A 15,497-nucleotide genomic window follows, 5' to 3' on the forward strand; every position below is an offset into this window, starting at 1 on the left:
TTTAGCGATGATTCAGCCGGCGCGACAGCCGGTCGCCACACAGCTGCAGCAGCGTGACCAGTGCCACCAGCACCACGATCACCGTGAGCATGACCTGCATATCGAAACGCTGGTAGCCGTAACGATAAGCCAGATCGCCCAGCCCGCCGGCGCCAATCGCACCGGCCATCGCCGAGGCATTAATCATCGTCACCAGCGTAATGGTAAAACCGCTGACGATGCCAGGCCGCGCTTCCGGCAGCAGCACGTGCCAGACAATATGCCAGCGTTGAAAGCCCATCGCCTGCGCCGCTTCCGTCAGCCCTTTATCCACTTCGCGCAGACTCACCTCCGCGATGCGGGCAAAAAACGGCGTCGCCGCCAGCGTCAGCGGCACCACGGCCGCCCAGACGCCGTAGGTAGTGCCGACAATCCAGCGGGTAAACGGGATCAGCGCCACCATCAGAATCAAAAACGGAATCGAGCGGAACAGGTTCACCAGCCAGCCCAGCAGCCGGTTGAGCAGCGGATTGGGGAACAGATCGCCGCGCCCGGTTACCACCAGAATCACCGCCATCGGTAAACCGATCAGCAGTGCCAGCAGCGACGACACGCCGACCATCAGCAGCGTATCCAGCAACCCCTGCCATAAACGATCAATAGCCAGTGACATAACCTGCAACCTCCAGTTGGTCCGCCAGCGGATGAAGCGCGGTAAGGGCTGCCGGCGCGTCGTGCCGGGCATCCAGCAGCAGCAACAGCTGGCCGGTGGGTTTGTGATCGACCCATTCAACCGCACTATACAGTAGTGTCAGCTCGCCGCTGACCTGTGCGCTGATCGCCGCCAGATCCGGTTGCGCGCCCTGCCCGCTGTAGCGCAGCCGCACCAGCAAACGCGAGTCCACGTCCTGACGTTGCGGCGTCAGCAGCGGCTGGATGGCCTCCGGCAGCGCGCCGAATTGCGGATTAAGCAACTGCCGCGTCGTCTCATGCTGCGGATCGCTGTACACCTGCCACACCGGACCGCGCTCAATGATTTCACCCTGATCGATCACCGCCACCTGGTGACACAGGTCGTGCACCACGTCCATCTCATGGGTGATCAGCACAATAGTGATATGACGCTGCTGATTGATTTTTTTCAGCAGCGCGAGGATGGCGCGCGTGGTTTCCGGATCCAGCGCCGAGGTTGCCTCGTCGCACAGCAGCAGTTCCGGATCGTGCACCAGCGCGCGCGCAATGCCGACGCGCTGCTTCTGCCCGCCAGAGAGTTGCGCCGGCCAGGCATGCTGGCGCGCCTCCAGCCCAACCAGCGCCAGCAGCTCATCCACTTTTTGCCGCCGTTGCGCCGCCGGTATGCCGGCCACCTTCATCGGCAGCTCAATGTTTTGCCGCACCGTTTTAGCGGACAGTAAATTGAAGTGCTGAAAAATCATGCCGGTGCGGCGCCGCCACTGCACCAGCTGGCTGGCGCTCAGTGAACTGAGATCGATACCGTCAATCACCACCGCACCCTGCGTCGGATTTTCCAGCCGGTTCAGACAGCGGATCAGCGTCGATTTGCCCGCGCCGCTGCGGCCTATGATGCCAAAAATCTCGCCGCGTTTAACCTGAAGGTCGATGTGCTTCAGCGCATCCTGCGACTGGCCGTCATAGCGTTTGCTCAGCCCGCGGATCTGCACATGCGCACGGCCCGCGACCGGCGTCGTGGTGTGCAGCGCCGCCTGCTCGCCAAGAAGAGTCAGGCTGACCATGATTACTGGCTCCAGCCCGGCTGATACAGCTTGCCGTAGAACTCATCCAGCTTCGCGCGCACCACCGGCGAGTGCTGATAGATATCAACAAACTTTTTGAGACGCGGATCGTCCTGATGTCCATCGCGAATCACGAACTGAATCACATATTCCGGATGCTCAAGGCCATCAAATAACAGGGCCTTGTTGGGGTCGATGGTCTTCGACAAACGCAGATAGTGCGGATATCCCTGCGCCAGGTCGACCTCATCCAGCGAGCGCGACAGCTGCACCGCCTCCACTTCGATGATTTTCAGGTGTTTGGGATTGCTGGCGATATCATCCACGGTGGATTTCAGCCCGCTGCCCGGTTTTAACGTAATCAGCTGCGCTTTTTGCAACAGCAGCAATCCGCGCGCACCGTTAATTGGGTCATTGGCAATCGCCACCGTGCCGCCGTCCGGAATCTGATCGATTGCCGTGTGCTTCTTCGAATAGAGCCCGATGTTATTGATGATGGCGGGCGCATACGGCACCAGATGGAAACCGCCCTCGCGGTTGGCATTGTCAAGAAACGGCTTGTGCTGGAACAGGTTGACGTCAATGTCGCCATTTTCCACACTCACGTTCGGCGCAGTCCAGTCGGTGAACTCCACCAGCTCCACCTGCAGTCCCTGCTTTTTCGCTTCAGCCACGGCGGTTTCCAGCGGCGGCGCGAAAGCCGCCGTGGTACCGACTTTGAGGGCACCGCTGTAGTCACCGGCGGCAAACGCGCTGGCGGTTAATATTGCGGCGCTCAGCGCCACTAATGAGGCAAATTTCATCCTGATTTCCTGAGGTTAAATTAACGAACGTCAGCCGCAGGCCGCCAGCGCGCGGCCGGGTGGCGCGCGGGCAGACGATCCTGCTGCTGAAAAATTTTTTGCCGGAGCGATCCCGGCTGATAGGCGGTTTTGAAGCGGCCGCGCTGCTGAAGTTCCGGCACCACCAGCTCAATAAAATCGCGGTAGCTTTGCGGATTCAGGATGCGCGTCAGATTGAAGCCGTCGATGTCGCCTTCATCAATCCAGCGGATCAACTGGTCGGCGACCTGAGACGGGTTGCCGACAATCACCGGATAGCGGCTACCGAGCGCGTGCTGCTCCAGCAGCTGGCGACGCGTCCAGCCGTTATAGGCTTTGCTCACTGATTCAATGGCGCGCGTGTCGCCGCTGTGAATCGGTTCATCGAGGCCAAACGCGGCGAGATCGACGCCAATTGAGCTGGAGAAGTGCGCAATGCCCGCTTCAGCACTGGCGTATTCCAGATAACTGCGGTGCTTCTCCTGCGCTTCGCGTTCGCTGGCGGCGACGATCACGCTGACGCCCATAAAGATGCGTAAGTCGTCCGCCTGGCGACCCGCCGCCACCGCCGCGTGGCGCAGACGCTGCGCCTGCTCGCGCAGCGCCGCTGGCGAGCTGGCATTCACGAAACTGCACTCGGCGTGTCGCGCAGCAAACGCCACGCCGCGCGCGGATGAGCCTGCCTGGAACAGCAGCGGCGTGCGCTGCGGTGAAGGGCTGCTCAGGTGATAGCCCTGCACCTGATAAAATTCGCCCTGATGATTGATCGCGTGAATCTTCTGCGCGTCGGCATACAGCCGGCGCTGTTTGTCGGCCAGCAACGCATCGTCCTGCCAGCTGCCTTCCCACAGCTGATAAGTGACATCAAGAAATTCATCGGCCTGGTCGTAGCGCCGATCGTGCGCCAGCAGTTGCTGCTGCCCCATGGCGCGCGCCGCGCTGTCGAGATAGCCGGTCACGATGTTCCAGCCGATGCGGCCATTGGTCAGATGGTCGAGCGTCGACAGGCGGCGGGCAAAAGGATAAGGGGCTTCGTAGCTGAGATTGGCGGTCACGCCAAAGCCCAGATGCTGCGTCACACTTGCCATGCCGGAAATCAGCATCAGCGGATCGTTCACCGGCAGCTGAATGGACTCGCGCGCCGTCAGGCCGATACCCTGCTGATACACATCGTAAACGCCGAGAATATCGGCAATGAACAGTCCGTCGAACAGGCCACGCTCCAACAGACGCGCTAAATCCAGCCAGTACGCCAGCGAATTGAACTCCACCGAGCGGTCCTGCGGATGGGTCCACATGCCATGGTGAATATGCCCCACGCAGTTCATGTTAAAAGCATTGAGCAGAATCTGTTTGCGGCTCATAGCGTTCCCCGTCGCGGCGGCAGCACGCCGTTAAGCAAATAGTTGCCGATGACCGGATATTTCCAGCGTACCGGGTCATGCAGCGTGTGGGTACGCGCGTTGCGCCAGTGGCGATCGAGATTGTGCTCGCGCAGGCTGGCGCGCGATCCGCCCAGCTCAAACAGCAGGTTGCCGGCTTCCAGCGCCACCTCAGTGGTCCAGGCACGGGCTTTCGCCACTTCAACCGATGCCAGCGCGACGTGTTCAGCGCTCGGGTTGCGTTGGGCGACATCGACCGCCTCCCCGGCGACATCCAGTAACGCATCACCGGCGCTGAGTCGTGCGGCAAGCCGCCCGGTGCGATCCAGCGTCAGCGGATCGTCACAGGCTCGCTCGACGCCGCTGTCCGGCCACGGCCGCGCGCGCTGCTGCACAAAAGCCAGCATGTCGTTGAAGGCCGCGCGGGCAATGCCCTGGTCGATAGCCGCATGCATAATCTGGGCAAACGGTCCGACAGTGGTCGGCCGCTCAAACGCGCTGTGAAACGGCACCACATCGTCCGGCGCGATCGCCACATCACGAAACTGCACGCTGCCGCTGCCGGTGGTGCGCTGGCCGAAACCGCTCCAGTCATCAATCACCGTCACGCCCGGCTGATGGCGCGGCACAAACACCAGCTGTTCTTTGCCGTCATCGGCGATGGCCAGCGTCGGGATGCGGTCGGCAAACAGCGCCCCGGTGCAGTAAAATTTGTCGCCGTTGAGGCGCAGCCCGCTGGCGGTCTGGCTGAAGGCGGTGGTGCGCTGATGCGCCGCCGCGGAGGCGAACTCCGCCAGCGCGTTACCATAGTGAACGCCCGCCAGCACTTCGTTGTACAGCCGCTGCTGCTGGGCGTCGCTGCCGTTAACGCGCAGCACTTCCAGCGCGTAGAAGTGGTTTTGTGGCACCTGACCGATCGATGCATCGGCAGCGCTGAGAATGACAAAAATCTGCGCCAGTTCTGCGCTGGAAATCTCAATACCGCCCCACGCACGCGGCACGGTAATGGCGCCCAGGCCGGACTGGAAATAGTGCTGAAGTTCAGCATGTGGCAGCTCACGCTGCCGATCGCGCTGCGCTGCGCCGCTGCGAAAGCGTCCAGCCAGCTCCTCTGCCACCTGCAGGGCCTGCTGCGCACTGCGGATGCGTGCTGCCGGCTGTTTAGCGAAAACCTGCGTCATCATCGCTCCTTAAATCCACGCATGACGCGCGGGCAGAACATCATTGAGGTAATAGTTGCCGATGGCGTGCGTTTTCCAGCGCACCGGATCGTGCAGCGTATGGGTGCGCGCGTTGCGCCAGTGGCGGTCCAGCCCGTGTTTCAGCAATGTGCCGCGGCTGCCGCTCCACTCCAGCAGCTTTTCGCTGGCTTTCAGCGCAATTTCAGTGGTCAGCACTTTGGCTTCTGCAACCGCGATGGAGGCGCGCGCGCAGTGCGCAGCGGTAAGCGCGTGCGGGTCAATGCTGTCCAGTACGCGCGCCGCCCGCACCAGCAGCGCGTTGGCGGCGCTCAGTTCGGTGCTGATACGCCCGACATCGGCGAGAATGTAAGGATCGTCTGCGTTGCGGCTCACGCCCGCGTCCACCCACGGACGCGAGCTGCTGTGAATAAACGCCAGCGCCTCATCCAGCGCGCCCTGGGCGATCCCGGCGTCAATCGCGGCCTGGATCAGCTGCGATACGGCACCGCGCAGCGTTGGCTTATCGGGCGACGGTAGCGCGATGGTCAAACCGGCATCGACCGCCACCTGCTGGAGCTTCACCGTGCCGCTGGCGGTGGTGCGCTGACCGATACCCGACCAGTCATCGATAATCTCCACCCCTGCCGCCGGCAGCGGAATGAACGCCATCACCGGCTGGCCCTCCTGCTGCGCGGTGGTCACCAGAATGTCGGCAAACAGTGCACCGGTTGAATAGAACTTTTCACCGCTGAGCCGTAACCCCTCCGGGCCTGACACCAGCTGCGCCTGCACATCACGCGTGTGCTTGCTGTTCTTTTCCGGACCGCCGTTGCCAAGCCGCTGGCCCTGTACCACCGCGCTGAGCAGGCGCTGCTGCTGTTGCGCGCTGCCTTCCCCCAGGATGAACTGAATCAGCCCGAAGTGGTTTTGCGGAATCTGGCCAAGCGACGGATCGCTGGCGGAGATCAGGCGGAACACCTCCGCCACGGTAGCAAAAGACAAACCGCCGCCGCCAAACTGGCGCGGCACGCTGATACTGCCCAGCCCCAGCTGGGTGAACTGATCGAGCAGTTCACGCGGATAGATACGCTGTTGGTCGCGTTCGGCTGCCCCGGCTTTCGCCTGTTCCGCCAGATGGCGGGCGGCATCGATTGCCGCCGCGTCAGACGTGATCACCGCCGCGCGCTGAAGTTGTTGAGCCCTGAATTGCGTCATCGCTGGATTCACTTTTTATTTTGCTGTGATTCACAGGCTCATTCTGCCAGGGCAGAGAGCCGTAATTTAATAACAGATTGGGCGCGATGATAATCAGCGGGAATAACAGCGGTAAAGAGCGCGGTTATGCTATATCCGGCAAACGGCATGCAGAAAGAGAATAAAGAATTTATCAGGGATAAGAAGGCGTTAGCAGGCGCGGAGATACAGGGTTATTACGCTGAGTGACACGGGCGAATTATCTTAAGTATTAATTCCGCTATCGATAGTGATAAATGACATTATTGCTTTATTGCGCCATGGGCTGGCGCAATAAAGTGGGTATTACGCCTGCGCCAGATACATCGCCGGTGAATAGTGGCGCGTCGATTCACTCTTCTCACTGTGCGGTGTGCTGGTACTGTCGATCAGCTTCGCCAGCTGATAGGTCTTCACCGTTTCCTGCTGCGTCAGCTGCCGGGCGAAACGGGCGGTGAGGTTACCCTGCGCATCCTGCGTCACCTCAGTGGTGCTGCGCGTTTCATCGTGAATCTGGTGGTAGTGATAGTTTTGTGACTCTTTGGTTTCATTGAGCGCCAGCGGCGAACTGGCGCTCAGCGCGGTATGAAAACTGGCGTTCAGCTTAAACAGGGTTTCCTGCGTCATGCGCTGCGTATCGCCGTTCTTCTGCTGGCTGCTGCGCTGCGCCACATCCAGAGCGAAAGTATCTTCTTCTTCCGGCTTCAGCGGATTGCTGGAACGCGCCGTCTGGTGATAGCTGGCCGAGAAATCCGCCAGGCCGCTGATGGCACCGGCCTGCGCCGCATGCGCGCCTACGGTGATCGCCTGCGGGGTGCGCATCGCCACGCCGGCCGCCGCGCTGGTGCTGTTTAAGCTCTCGAAACCCTGCTTAAACAGTGCCAGCGCCGCGCGATCGCCGTGACCGCGCGAAGCGGCCTGATCAAATTTCGCGCTCCACTGCGCCAGGGCGCTCTGCTGCTGACCGGCGTTGCTGGCCTGCGCCAGGCTACGCATGTCCGTCGTCAGTTTGAAACTGGCGTCGGCATTATGGAAACCCAGCCAGCGTGAACCCGGGTCGGCATGCAGATTCAGCGACTGCATTACTTCGCCGCTGCGACGCAGGTCGGTTTTCAGATCAACGCTGGCCAGCTGGTTACTGTCAAAACTGAGCAGGTCACCGACATCCAGTTTACCGTTGCCGTTATCCAGCCCGCTCAGGGTTTTCTCCAGCGCGCCGGAAAGTTTGGCAATTGCGGCGGCTTCGTCATCGCTCAGCTTACCGTGAGTGGTTTTCAGTGCCACCGCTACGCCATCCTGCTGCCGCGTCATCTGCAGAGTGAGGCTCACACCGGACTGAGTGGTAATCTCCAGCGCCACCGCGCTCTGCGTGTCAGTTTGCGCGCCGCCGCTGGCCGGTACGCTGATGGTGACATCGTCACGCTGCTGCGTCAGTGCGCTCAGCAACGCGCTGCCAATGCCGTTCATGCTGACGCCCGAGCTTCGCACCGCCCCCATCGCCTGCGTCTGCATATCAGGCGAAAGAGGCGTGCTGGCGGTGACGCGCGCCGGCGTCATCTGGTACACCGCAGAGATGGCGTCGGTGGCTTCGCTAAAGGTGACTTTTGCTGAGGCGTCTGCCGTCAGACTATTTTGCCGGGTCGCATTGCTTGCCGTACTGCTGGTCACGCGTGCGCTGGCGCTGCTGAGATAGAGCTGTGAGAAACTACCCGGTCCGATACCGTTAATCATCCTGACTATCCTCGCTGGTATTATACCGCTACGTTATCGGCGATCCTGACGAAATCTTTACACTTCCGCACGGCGCATGACGGTGCAAAATGGTTGTTGAAATTAATAATCATTATCACTAATCTGTCTGGCGCTTTCGCTGTGACACGGAAGTAATTGACTCGCCAGCTAGTAAGGAAGCGCCATGATTTATCGCCTTATCATTCCGCTGTTCACCCTGCTGAGCCTGCTGCTCGGCCCCGCTGTCGGTTTCGCCCGGCCTGATATGACGCCGCTCGGACCCAACATTGCCGACAAAGGCTCTGCCTGGTATCGCTTCACTGTTAACACGTTTGATTCCGCTGACGGCCAGCGCCACTACAAAGTGTGGACGGCGGTGCCACGTAAACCCGCACCGGCCGCAGGTTACGCGGCGCTGTATATGCTGGATGGCAACGCCGTGATGAACCATCTCAGCGAAGCGCTGTTGCAGAAGCTGGCGGCAGGCAACCCGCCGGTGCTGGTGGCGGTAGGCTATCAGACCCCGCTGCCGTTCGATCTCGCTGCGCGCACGCTGGATTACACCCCGCCACAACAGGTGCAGGATCGTCGCGGCCGGCCAGCCGGCGGCAGCGCCGCATTCCGCCAGTTGCTGGAACAGACTATCGCGCCGCGTGCCGAACAGCATCTGCCGATCAATGCGCAGCAGCGTGCGCTGTGGGGCCACTCTTACGGTGGGCTGTTTGTGCTGGACAGCTATTTGACCTCCGGATTTTTCCAGCGCTATTTTGCCGCCAGTCCTTCCCTGCGCGGCGACGCAACGCTGTTGCAGCAGATGGCGGCGGTGACGCCCGCATCGTTTAAGCAGAAGCAGCTGGTGCTGATGGAAGGCAACGGCGAATCCCGTCCCGGCGTCAGCGATGTGCTGAGCCGGATTCGCACCACCCTCGACGGCATGCAGGAGAACGGCCTGGCGGCTCGCTTCCAGCTGTTTCCCGGGCTCAGTCACGGCCAGATGTTTCCGGCCTCGCTGGAAAGCGCGCTGTCGGCCATGGCGGAAGACGGTGCGCCGTCACGCGCACCGGATGAGTGAAAGGGCAGTTAGTTAAAGAATTTGATGTCGGTTGGCGTTGCCAGCTTCGCCGCCACACCGCGCGCGCTTAGCTTGCCGCTGTGCGCATCAAAATCAAACAGCGTAATGGTGTTGGTAAACACGTTGGTGACATAGAGGTGTTTACCGCTGTTATCAAACGCCAGCGCGCGCGGCTCAATACCGTCGGCGGCATAGCGCTGTGGGTCTGTCAGGCTGCCATCGGCGGCAATCTTAAACACCAGCAGATGATTGTCAGATCCGCGGTTAGCGGCAATCAGGAATTTACCCTGCGGGCTGAGAATGATGCCGCCACCGCTTTTATAGGCGGCGCTGCTGTTTTGCGTATTCAGCGCCACCTGTGCCTGCCGTTCCAGCCGGTCATCAGTGACGCGGAACACCACGATTTCGCCCGCCATTTCAGTAATCACATAAGCGTGTTTACCGTCGGCGGAGAACACCATGTGGCGCGGACCCGCACCTGGCGCAAAGCTCACATCACGGCTGGTATCCACCTGCAGCGGCTCTCGCCGATCCGCGTGGTAGCGATAGGCATGCAGTTTGTCGTCACCGAGATCGGCTGCATACAGATAGCGGCCATCATGGGTAAAAGTAGTGGAGTGCGCATGGCCGCCATCCTGCCGATCTTTTACCACGCCGCTACCCTCGCTGAACGCAAAATGCTGGACCTGTTCGCCCAGCTTGCCGTCCGACGCAATCGGGAACACCGTCACCCCTGCTCCGCCTTTCGCCACCGAATAGTTGGCGACAAACAGGAATTTGCCGTCCGGGCTGAGAGTGGCGTGCGTCGGCTGCTCGCCGTGGCTGTCGACCTGATTCAGCACCTGCACTGCGCCCTGTTTATCGATCGCCAGCGCGGTAACGGCACCGGCATTTTCTTCATTGGTGGTATAAGCAAACCGCCCGTCGCGTGATTTAACGATCCACGACGGGCTTTTCATCCTGATCACCTCCAGCGGCTTGAGCGTCCCGTCGCTGTTGACCTGCATGCGATACAAACCTTCACTGGGTCGATCCGGCTTTTGTACCGCAGGGGCATCCGGAATACTGGTCCAGGTGCCGACTAATGCTGTTTGATGATGTTCCGTGTTCTGCGCCATAGCACTCCCCGCCAGCGTCAATAGAGCCAGTGATATTGCCACGGTTAAGTTTGTTGCTAAACCGCCAGTTGCCGGTTTTGGGTATCCACTCATTGTCTTTCCACCATAATCGGAATTTTCACGGGCCTGCGCCCAAACCAGGTTGATTTTTTTGTATTGAAACGGACGTTGTTAACGTCTCGTTAACGACTATAGTGGCATTCCCTGCGCGCAAAGCTGCGCAGGCCGATCGGCTTCACAAATCGGTTTATTTAATTGTGCCTTTGCTAATAGGTCATAGCGTTTGGTTATGGATGGCAGGAAGCAGTGTAAAAAGCCCCGGCACGCATGCTTTAATCTTTCCTTTACCGAACTCAGGGATGGTCACGACGTTATGCTGCCGTTTTCTAATGGTTTTTTATTGAGTTTATCGCTGTGTCTGGATATCGGACTCGCCAACATCGCCATGCTGACGCTGGCGATGCAGCGCGGTTATCTGCACGGTTTCTGGCTGGGCATGGGCACCTGCGTGGGCGATTTAATTTACGCCTTGCTGGCGATGGCTGGCATGGCGGTGATACTGCAGTTTACGCCGGTGCGCTGGTTGCTATGGATTGGCGGCGGCATTTTGCTACTGTGGTTTGCCGCTAAAATGCTTTACGCCGCGCTGGCCAAAAAAATCGATATTCCCACGGCTGAAACCCAGCCTTATCGTTCACTGCTGCGCGAATTTCGGCGCGGCATCGTGCTGGCGATGTCGTCACCGACGGCGATTCTGTGGTTCGCCAGCGTGGGCGGCGCGCTGATAGCCCGCATCGGCCACAGTGATGCCGCTGCAACCTCATGGTTTATCAGCGGTTTTTTCCTCGCCGGGGTGGTGTGGACCTGTGTGATCTGCCTGATCGGCAGCATGGGCGGAAAGCTATTAGGCGAGCGCCTGCTGAAATATTCGTATCTCGCCTCAGCGCTGATTTTCTGTTATTTCGCGGTGTATGTGATTTGGTCGGGATACCGCGAGTTCGTGGCGGTTTAAGTCACCACGTAATCGTTAAAAATCAGCGATTATCCAGTTACGACAGCGCAAGCGTTGTAAGGTCGCCATGGATGGCGACCCGGAAAACGTCGCGCGGCAGCGAAATGCACCACTTAAACGCCGGCAATCCGCCTCAGCTCCGCCTGCGCGCCCGGCGCCACCGCCAGCACCTGCGCGCCTTTCAATAGCCGGTCGCCCTCAGTATTAAACGGGTGATACCAGCCGCCGGCCTCTTTCACCAGACAGTAACCGGCCAGGCAATCCCACGCGTGCATGTAGGGTTCGAAATAGCCCACCACGCGTCCGGCTGCCACCCACGCCAGCATCAGCGCACCAGATCCGATACGGATAAAGTTGCCCCCCGCTGCCAGCAGCGACGCCAGCAGGCGGCCCACCTCTTCCGGGCTGACATAGCTATTAGCGCCAAAGCCGGTCACGTGATTTTGCAGCGTACGTGACGGATCTACCTGTAACCGGCGGCCATTCAGCGTTGCGCCCTGGCCGAGCGCGGCGACGTAGCACTCCTGATAGGTCGGCGCAAAGATCACGCCAATCACCGGTACGCCGTCATGCAGCACCGCAACGGAAACACACCAGTTTGGCATACCGTTGAGGAACGGGCTGGTGCCGTCAATCGGGTCAACCACCCACGTATAGCCTGACGTGCCCGGCTGCAGGCCGTACTCCTCGCCAAGAAAACCGTCGTCCGGGAAGCTGGCGCGAATCTGCTGGTCGATCATCTGTTCCACCTCGCGGTCAGCGCGTGATACCACATCCTGCAGGTCGTGCTTGGTTTCGACCACCAGCGTGTCACGCTGATTGAAGTAGGCCAGCGCCTTCTCCCCGCCCGCCCGCGCGACGCGTTCGGCCAGCAGCAGACGCGATTGCAGCGCGTCATTTTTCGTATCACTCATGCGTTATCCTTAAATTAACCGGCAATCAGGGCCAGACCCTGAGGTTTAAAATCAATCGCCACCCGGGCGGCCAGCGGCAGCTGCTGCTCCATCTGCGCATCGACGATAAACAGCGAGCCCAGTTCCGTGTTGACCTCGTATTCGATGTGATCGCCCAGCCAGGTGGCATGCGTCACCTCACCGCGCAGTGCGCCTTCAGCACCGCTGTGCAGGGTAATGAACTGCGGTCTGACCGACAGCTGCGCGGAGCCGGTCGCGACGCCGTTACCGCGCACGCGATAGCGCTGCCTGCCGAGTCGCACCAGCGCTTCGCTGCCTTCTACCTGTTCGACTTCGCACGGCAGAATATTGGCTTCGCCCATAAAGTCAGCGATGAACACCGAATTGGGCGCGTGATACAGGCTTTCCGGCGCGCCCTGCTGAGCAATATCGCCCTCTTTCATGACAATAATTTTATCCGACACCGCCAGCGCCTCTTCCTGGTCGTGCGTGACATACACCGCCGTGAAGCCCAGCCGCTGCTGCAAATCACGAATATCCGTGCGCACCCGGCGACGCAGGCGCTCGTCGAGATTAGAGAGCGGCTCATCCAGCAGCAGTACCTGCGGCTCCAGCACCAGCGCGCGCGCCACCGCAATGCGCTGCTGCTGCCCGCCGGAGAGTTCGGACGGCAGCCGCTGCCCCTGACTCTCCAGCCCGACCAGTTTCAGCCCTTCGCGCGCACGATCCTGCGCTTCCTTTTTGCTCATGCCGGACGATTGCAGGCCGTACATAATGTTGTCGAGCGCACTCATATGCGGAAACAGCGCGTAGGATTGAAACACCATCGCCACGTCGCGCTCGTTGGCTGGCAGATGCGTCACGTCTTTGCCACCAATCAAAATGCGCCCCGAAGTCGGATGCTCCAGGCCGGCCAGCAGGCGCAGCGTGGTGGTTTTGCCGCAGCCGGAAGGCCCCAGTAGCGTCACCAGCGTACCCGGCTCCACCGTCAGCGATAAATCCGGCAGCGCGGTAAAACCGGCAAAGCGTTTTTCGACGTGTTCAAACACCACGGAACCAGCAGTAATCGCGGTCATACGGCACTCTCCTGAGTTAACGAAGGGGAAGCAGGTGGCGCGGCGACGTCCACCGGGCGCGCCACGCGGCGCAGGCGACGTTCGCCCACCAGCCACTGGAACACGCCAATGATCAGCAGCATCACCACAATCAGTACTGTCGAATAAGCAATGGCGACGCCGTATTCGCCATTCTCAACCAGCCCGACGATGTAGGACGTCGCCATGTTGTACTGGGCGCTGACAAGGAAGATCACCGCGCTGATCGAGGTAATGGCGCGCACAAAGGCATACACCAGCGCCGCGCTGATCGCCGGTTTCAGCAGTGGCAGCACCACTTTGCGCAGCGTGCGGAAACTGCTGGCGCCCAGCGTCAGTGACGCTTCATCAAGGCTTTTATCCAGCTGGCTCATCGCCGCGATACCGCCGCGCACGCCGACTGGCATATTGCGGAACACAAAGCAGGCAATCAGGATCATTGCCGTGCCGGTAATCTCCAGCGGCGGCAGGTTATAGGCCATCACATAACTGACGCCGATCACCGTGCCGGGAATGGCAAAGCTCAGCATCAGCAGGAACTCAAACGTCTGGCGACCGGCAAATTTCTGCCGCACGATTAGCCAGGCGGTCAGCAGGCCCACCACGGCGGTGAGCGGTGCGGCAATCAGGGCAATCTCCAGCGTGGTCCAGAACGAGTTCCACGCCACGCCGCTCCACAGCAGATGACCGTCACTGACGCTGACGCGGAAAGCGCGCACGTAGTGTTCGATGGTCAGCGCATCGTTCAGGCCCCACGACTGCACAAAGCCGCCCACCACAATCATGCCGTAGATCACCAGGGTAAACAGACCCCATGGAATCACCATGCCGTATACGCCGTAGCGCAGCAGACGCGGCAGTTGACCATGTTTGCCGCCGTCGCCCTTGCCGGTCACCGTGGCGAAGTTTTTGCCACCCAGCCACAGCCGCTGCAGCACAAAGGCGGCCAGCGTGAAGCACAGCAAAATCATCGCCAGCACCGCGGCGCGACTCGGATCGTTTTGCGCGCCTACCACCGAGAAGAAAATTTCGGTCGAAAGTACGCCGTGACTGCCGCCCAGTACCATCGGATTACCAAAATCGGCCATGCTTTCGATGAAGCTGATCAAAAAGGCATTAGCCAGACCCGGCGCCATCAGCGGCAGCGAAACGCGGCTGAAGGTGCGCCAGCGGTTGGCGCGCAGCGTTTGCGACGCCTCTTCCAGCGACGGACTGACGCCCTCCACCACGCCAATCAGCACCAGAAAGGCAATCGGCGTGAACGACAGCACCTGAGCAATCCAGATACCGGTCAGGCCATACAGCCAGCGGCCGGGCTCGATGCCAAACAGCGCCGCCAGATGCTCAGTCACTACGCCCGAGCGACCGAACAGCAAAATCAGCGCCAGACCAATCACGAACGGTGGCGTGATGATTGGCAGAATGGTCAGCATGCGCAGCGCTTTCTTGCAGGGCAGCGGCGTGCGCGTTGCCGCCAGGGCAAAGGCCAGACCCAGCAGCGTCGAACCACTGGCGGTCATCAGCGCCAGCCACAGCGTGCGCCACGCGGTGCCGCAGGTGCCACCTTTCAGGCAGGCAAGGCTCCAGATTGACGGGTCCTGCAGATTGCTGATCAAACCGTCCGGTTTGAAACTGCCATCAACGTCCTGCACCGATACCACAAACATGCTGAGCACCGGATAAAGTACGAAGATGCTGACCAGCGCAGTCAGCAGCACCAGCGACGCCACCACAAAGGCATCGCCTTTCAGCACGCCGCGTTCGGCCAGCGCAAACGAGAACAGCAGCAAAAACACGGTCAGCAGCAGAAGCGCGCCAGCGCCCATCGCTGGCTGTCCCTGCGGCAGCGCGCCGAAGCGATTTTCCAGCCACAGCCAGCTCCAGCCGCTGTAGCCAATCGCGTGCCCTTCCACAATCAGGAAGATCACGCCCAGCGCGCTGAACAGCAGCAGCAACCGGCTGCGCGCGCTGCAGGGCAGTAAACCGCAGGCGGCGCACAGCGCCAGCAGCGCCACGGCGAGCGCCAGCCATGGATGGCTGCCGATCTGCCACAGCGCCGGCGCGCTGGCTTCATCACGCCACAGGTTAAGCAGCCAGCCGCTATCGAAAAAGCCTGCTTCCAGGCTGTACCACGGCAGCAGCAACAGCGCGACGGCGCCCAGCAGCAGCGCGCCTGTCAGACGGCGATTATTTGCGTTCATGTGTT

13 protein-coding genes are annotated in these 15,497 nt (G+C 60.5%); 2 read left to right on the forward strand and 11 right to left on the reverse strand.

Annotation, left to right across the window (positions count from 1 at the left end):
- Nucleotide 1 precedes the first annotated feature (1 nt).
- From AC6I79_RS22520 to AC6I79_RS22550, 7 genes are all read right to left on the reverse strand, one after another.
- Nucleotides 2-652: a methionine ABC transporter permease gene (locus tag AC6I79_RS22520; RefSeq protein WP_021508962.1), complete on the reverse strand. Its 651-nt coding sequence runs from the start codon at nt 650-652 to the stop codon at nt 2-4.
- Complete coding sequence (locus tag AC6I79_RS22525) at nt 636-1,733, reverse strand: methionine ABC transporter ATP-binding protein (protein ID WP_498027792.1); 1,098 nt, start codon at nt 1,731-1,733, stop codon at nt 636-638. Before AC6I79_RS22525 ends, AC6I79_RS22520 begins: the two co-directional genes overlap by 17 nt.
- Nucleotides 1,734-1,735: 2 nt before the next feature.
- Nucleotides 1,736-2,536 (reverse strand): MetQ/NlpA family ABC transporter substrate-binding protein, encoded by an 801-nt coding sequence (locus AC6I79_RS22530; RefSeq protein ID WP_021508960.1) that lies wholly within the window; start codon nt 2,534-2,536, stop codon nt 1,736-1,738.
- Between the two features lie 20 nt (nt 2,537-2,556).
- Nucleotides 2,557-3,918 (reverse strand): LLM class flavin-dependent oxidoreductase, encoded by a 1,362-nt coding sequence (locus tag AC6I79_RS22535; RefSeq protein WP_021508959.1) that lies wholly within the window; start codon nt 3,916-3,918, stop codon nt 2,557-2,559.
- The gene (locus tag AC6I79_RS22540; RefSeq protein WP_264252036.1) at nt 3,915-5,117 is read right to left on the reverse strand and encodes an SfnB family sulfur acquisition oxidoreductase; all 1,203 of its coding nucleotides are present in this window, start codon (nt 5,115-5,117) and stop codon (nt 3,915-3,917) included. The genes AC6I79_RS22535 and AC6I79_RS22540 overlap by 4 nt, the downstream gene beginning before the upstream one ends.
- A 9-nt stretch (nt 5,118-5,126) precedes the next feature.
- The gene (locus tag AC6I79_RS22545) at nt 5,127-6,332 is read right to left on the reverse strand and encodes an SfnB family sulfur acquisition oxidoreductase (RefSeq protein ID WP_278426926.1); all 1,206 of its coding nucleotides are present in this window, start codon (nt 6,330-6,332) and stop codon (nt 5,127-5,129) included.
- 324 nt (nt 6,333-6,656) lie between these two features.
- Entirely contained in the window at nt 6,657-8,081 is a 1,425-nt protein-coding gene (locus AC6I79_RS22550; protein WP_498027793.1) for a hypothetical protein, read from the reverse strand.
- Nucleotides 8,082-8,265: 184 nt separating this feature from the next.
- On the opposite strand from AC6I79_RS22550, the gene AC6I79_RS22555 reads away from it, so the two are divergent.
- Nucleotides 8,266-9,153: an alpha/beta hydrolase gene (locus AC6I79_RS22555; RefSeq protein WP_215481217.1), complete on the forward strand. Its 888-nt coding sequence runs from the start codon at nt 8,266-8,268 to the stop codon at nt 9,151-9,153.
- 8 nt (nt 9,154-9,161) lie between these two features.
- Here AC6I79_RS22555 and AC6I79_RS22560 read toward each other — a convergent pair whose 3' ends face one another.
- The gene (locus tag AC6I79_RS22560; RefSeq protein ID WP_498027794.1) at nt 9,162-10,364 is read right to left on the reverse strand and encodes a lactonase family protein; all 1,203 of its coding nucleotides are present in this window, start codon (nt 10,362-10,364) and stop codon (nt 9,162-9,164) included.
- Nucleotides 10,365-10,644: 280 nt separating this feature from the next.
- On the opposite strand from AC6I79_RS22560, the gene AC6I79_RS22565 reads away from it, so the two are divergent.
- Complete coding sequence (locus tag AC6I79_RS22565) at nt 10,645-11,283, forward strand: LysE family translocator (RefSeq protein ID WP_498027795.1); 639 nt, start codon at nt 10,645-10,647, stop codon at nt 11,281-11,283.
- Between the two features lie 113 nt (nt 11,284-11,396).
- Here the strand turns inward: AC6I79_RS22565 and AC6I79_RS22570 are convergent, their stop codons facing one another.
- From AC6I79_RS22570 to AC6I79_RS22580, 3 genes are read right to left on the reverse strand one after another with little or no spacing between them, the layout of a single operon-like run.
- Nucleotides 11,397-12,197: an inositol monophosphatase family protein gene (locus AC6I79_RS22570; RefSeq protein ID WP_021508951.1), complete on the reverse strand. Its 801-nt coding sequence runs from the start codon at nt 12,195-12,197 to the stop codon at nt 11,397-11,399.
- A gap of 14 nt (nt 12,198-12,211) precedes the next feature.
- Entirely contained in the window at nt 12,212-13,273 is a 1,062-nt protein-coding gene (locus tag AC6I79_RS22575; RefSeq protein WP_021508950.1) for an ABC transporter ATP-binding protein, read from the reverse strand.
- Nucleotides 13,270-15,492 carry an ABC transporter permease gene (locus AC6I79_RS22580; RefSeq protein ID WP_211726762.1) on the reverse strand — a complete coding sequence of 741 codons (2,223 nt, stop codon included), beginning with the start codon at nt 15,490-15,492 and terminating at the stop codon, nt 13,270-13,272. The genes AC6I79_RS22575 and AC6I79_RS22580 overlap by 4 nt, the downstream gene beginning before the upstream one ends.
- Nucleotides 15,493-15,497: the final 5 nt, after the last annotated feature.

The sequence above is a fragment of the gamma proteobacterium symbiont of Scutellera amethystina genome, assembly GCF_059730845.1.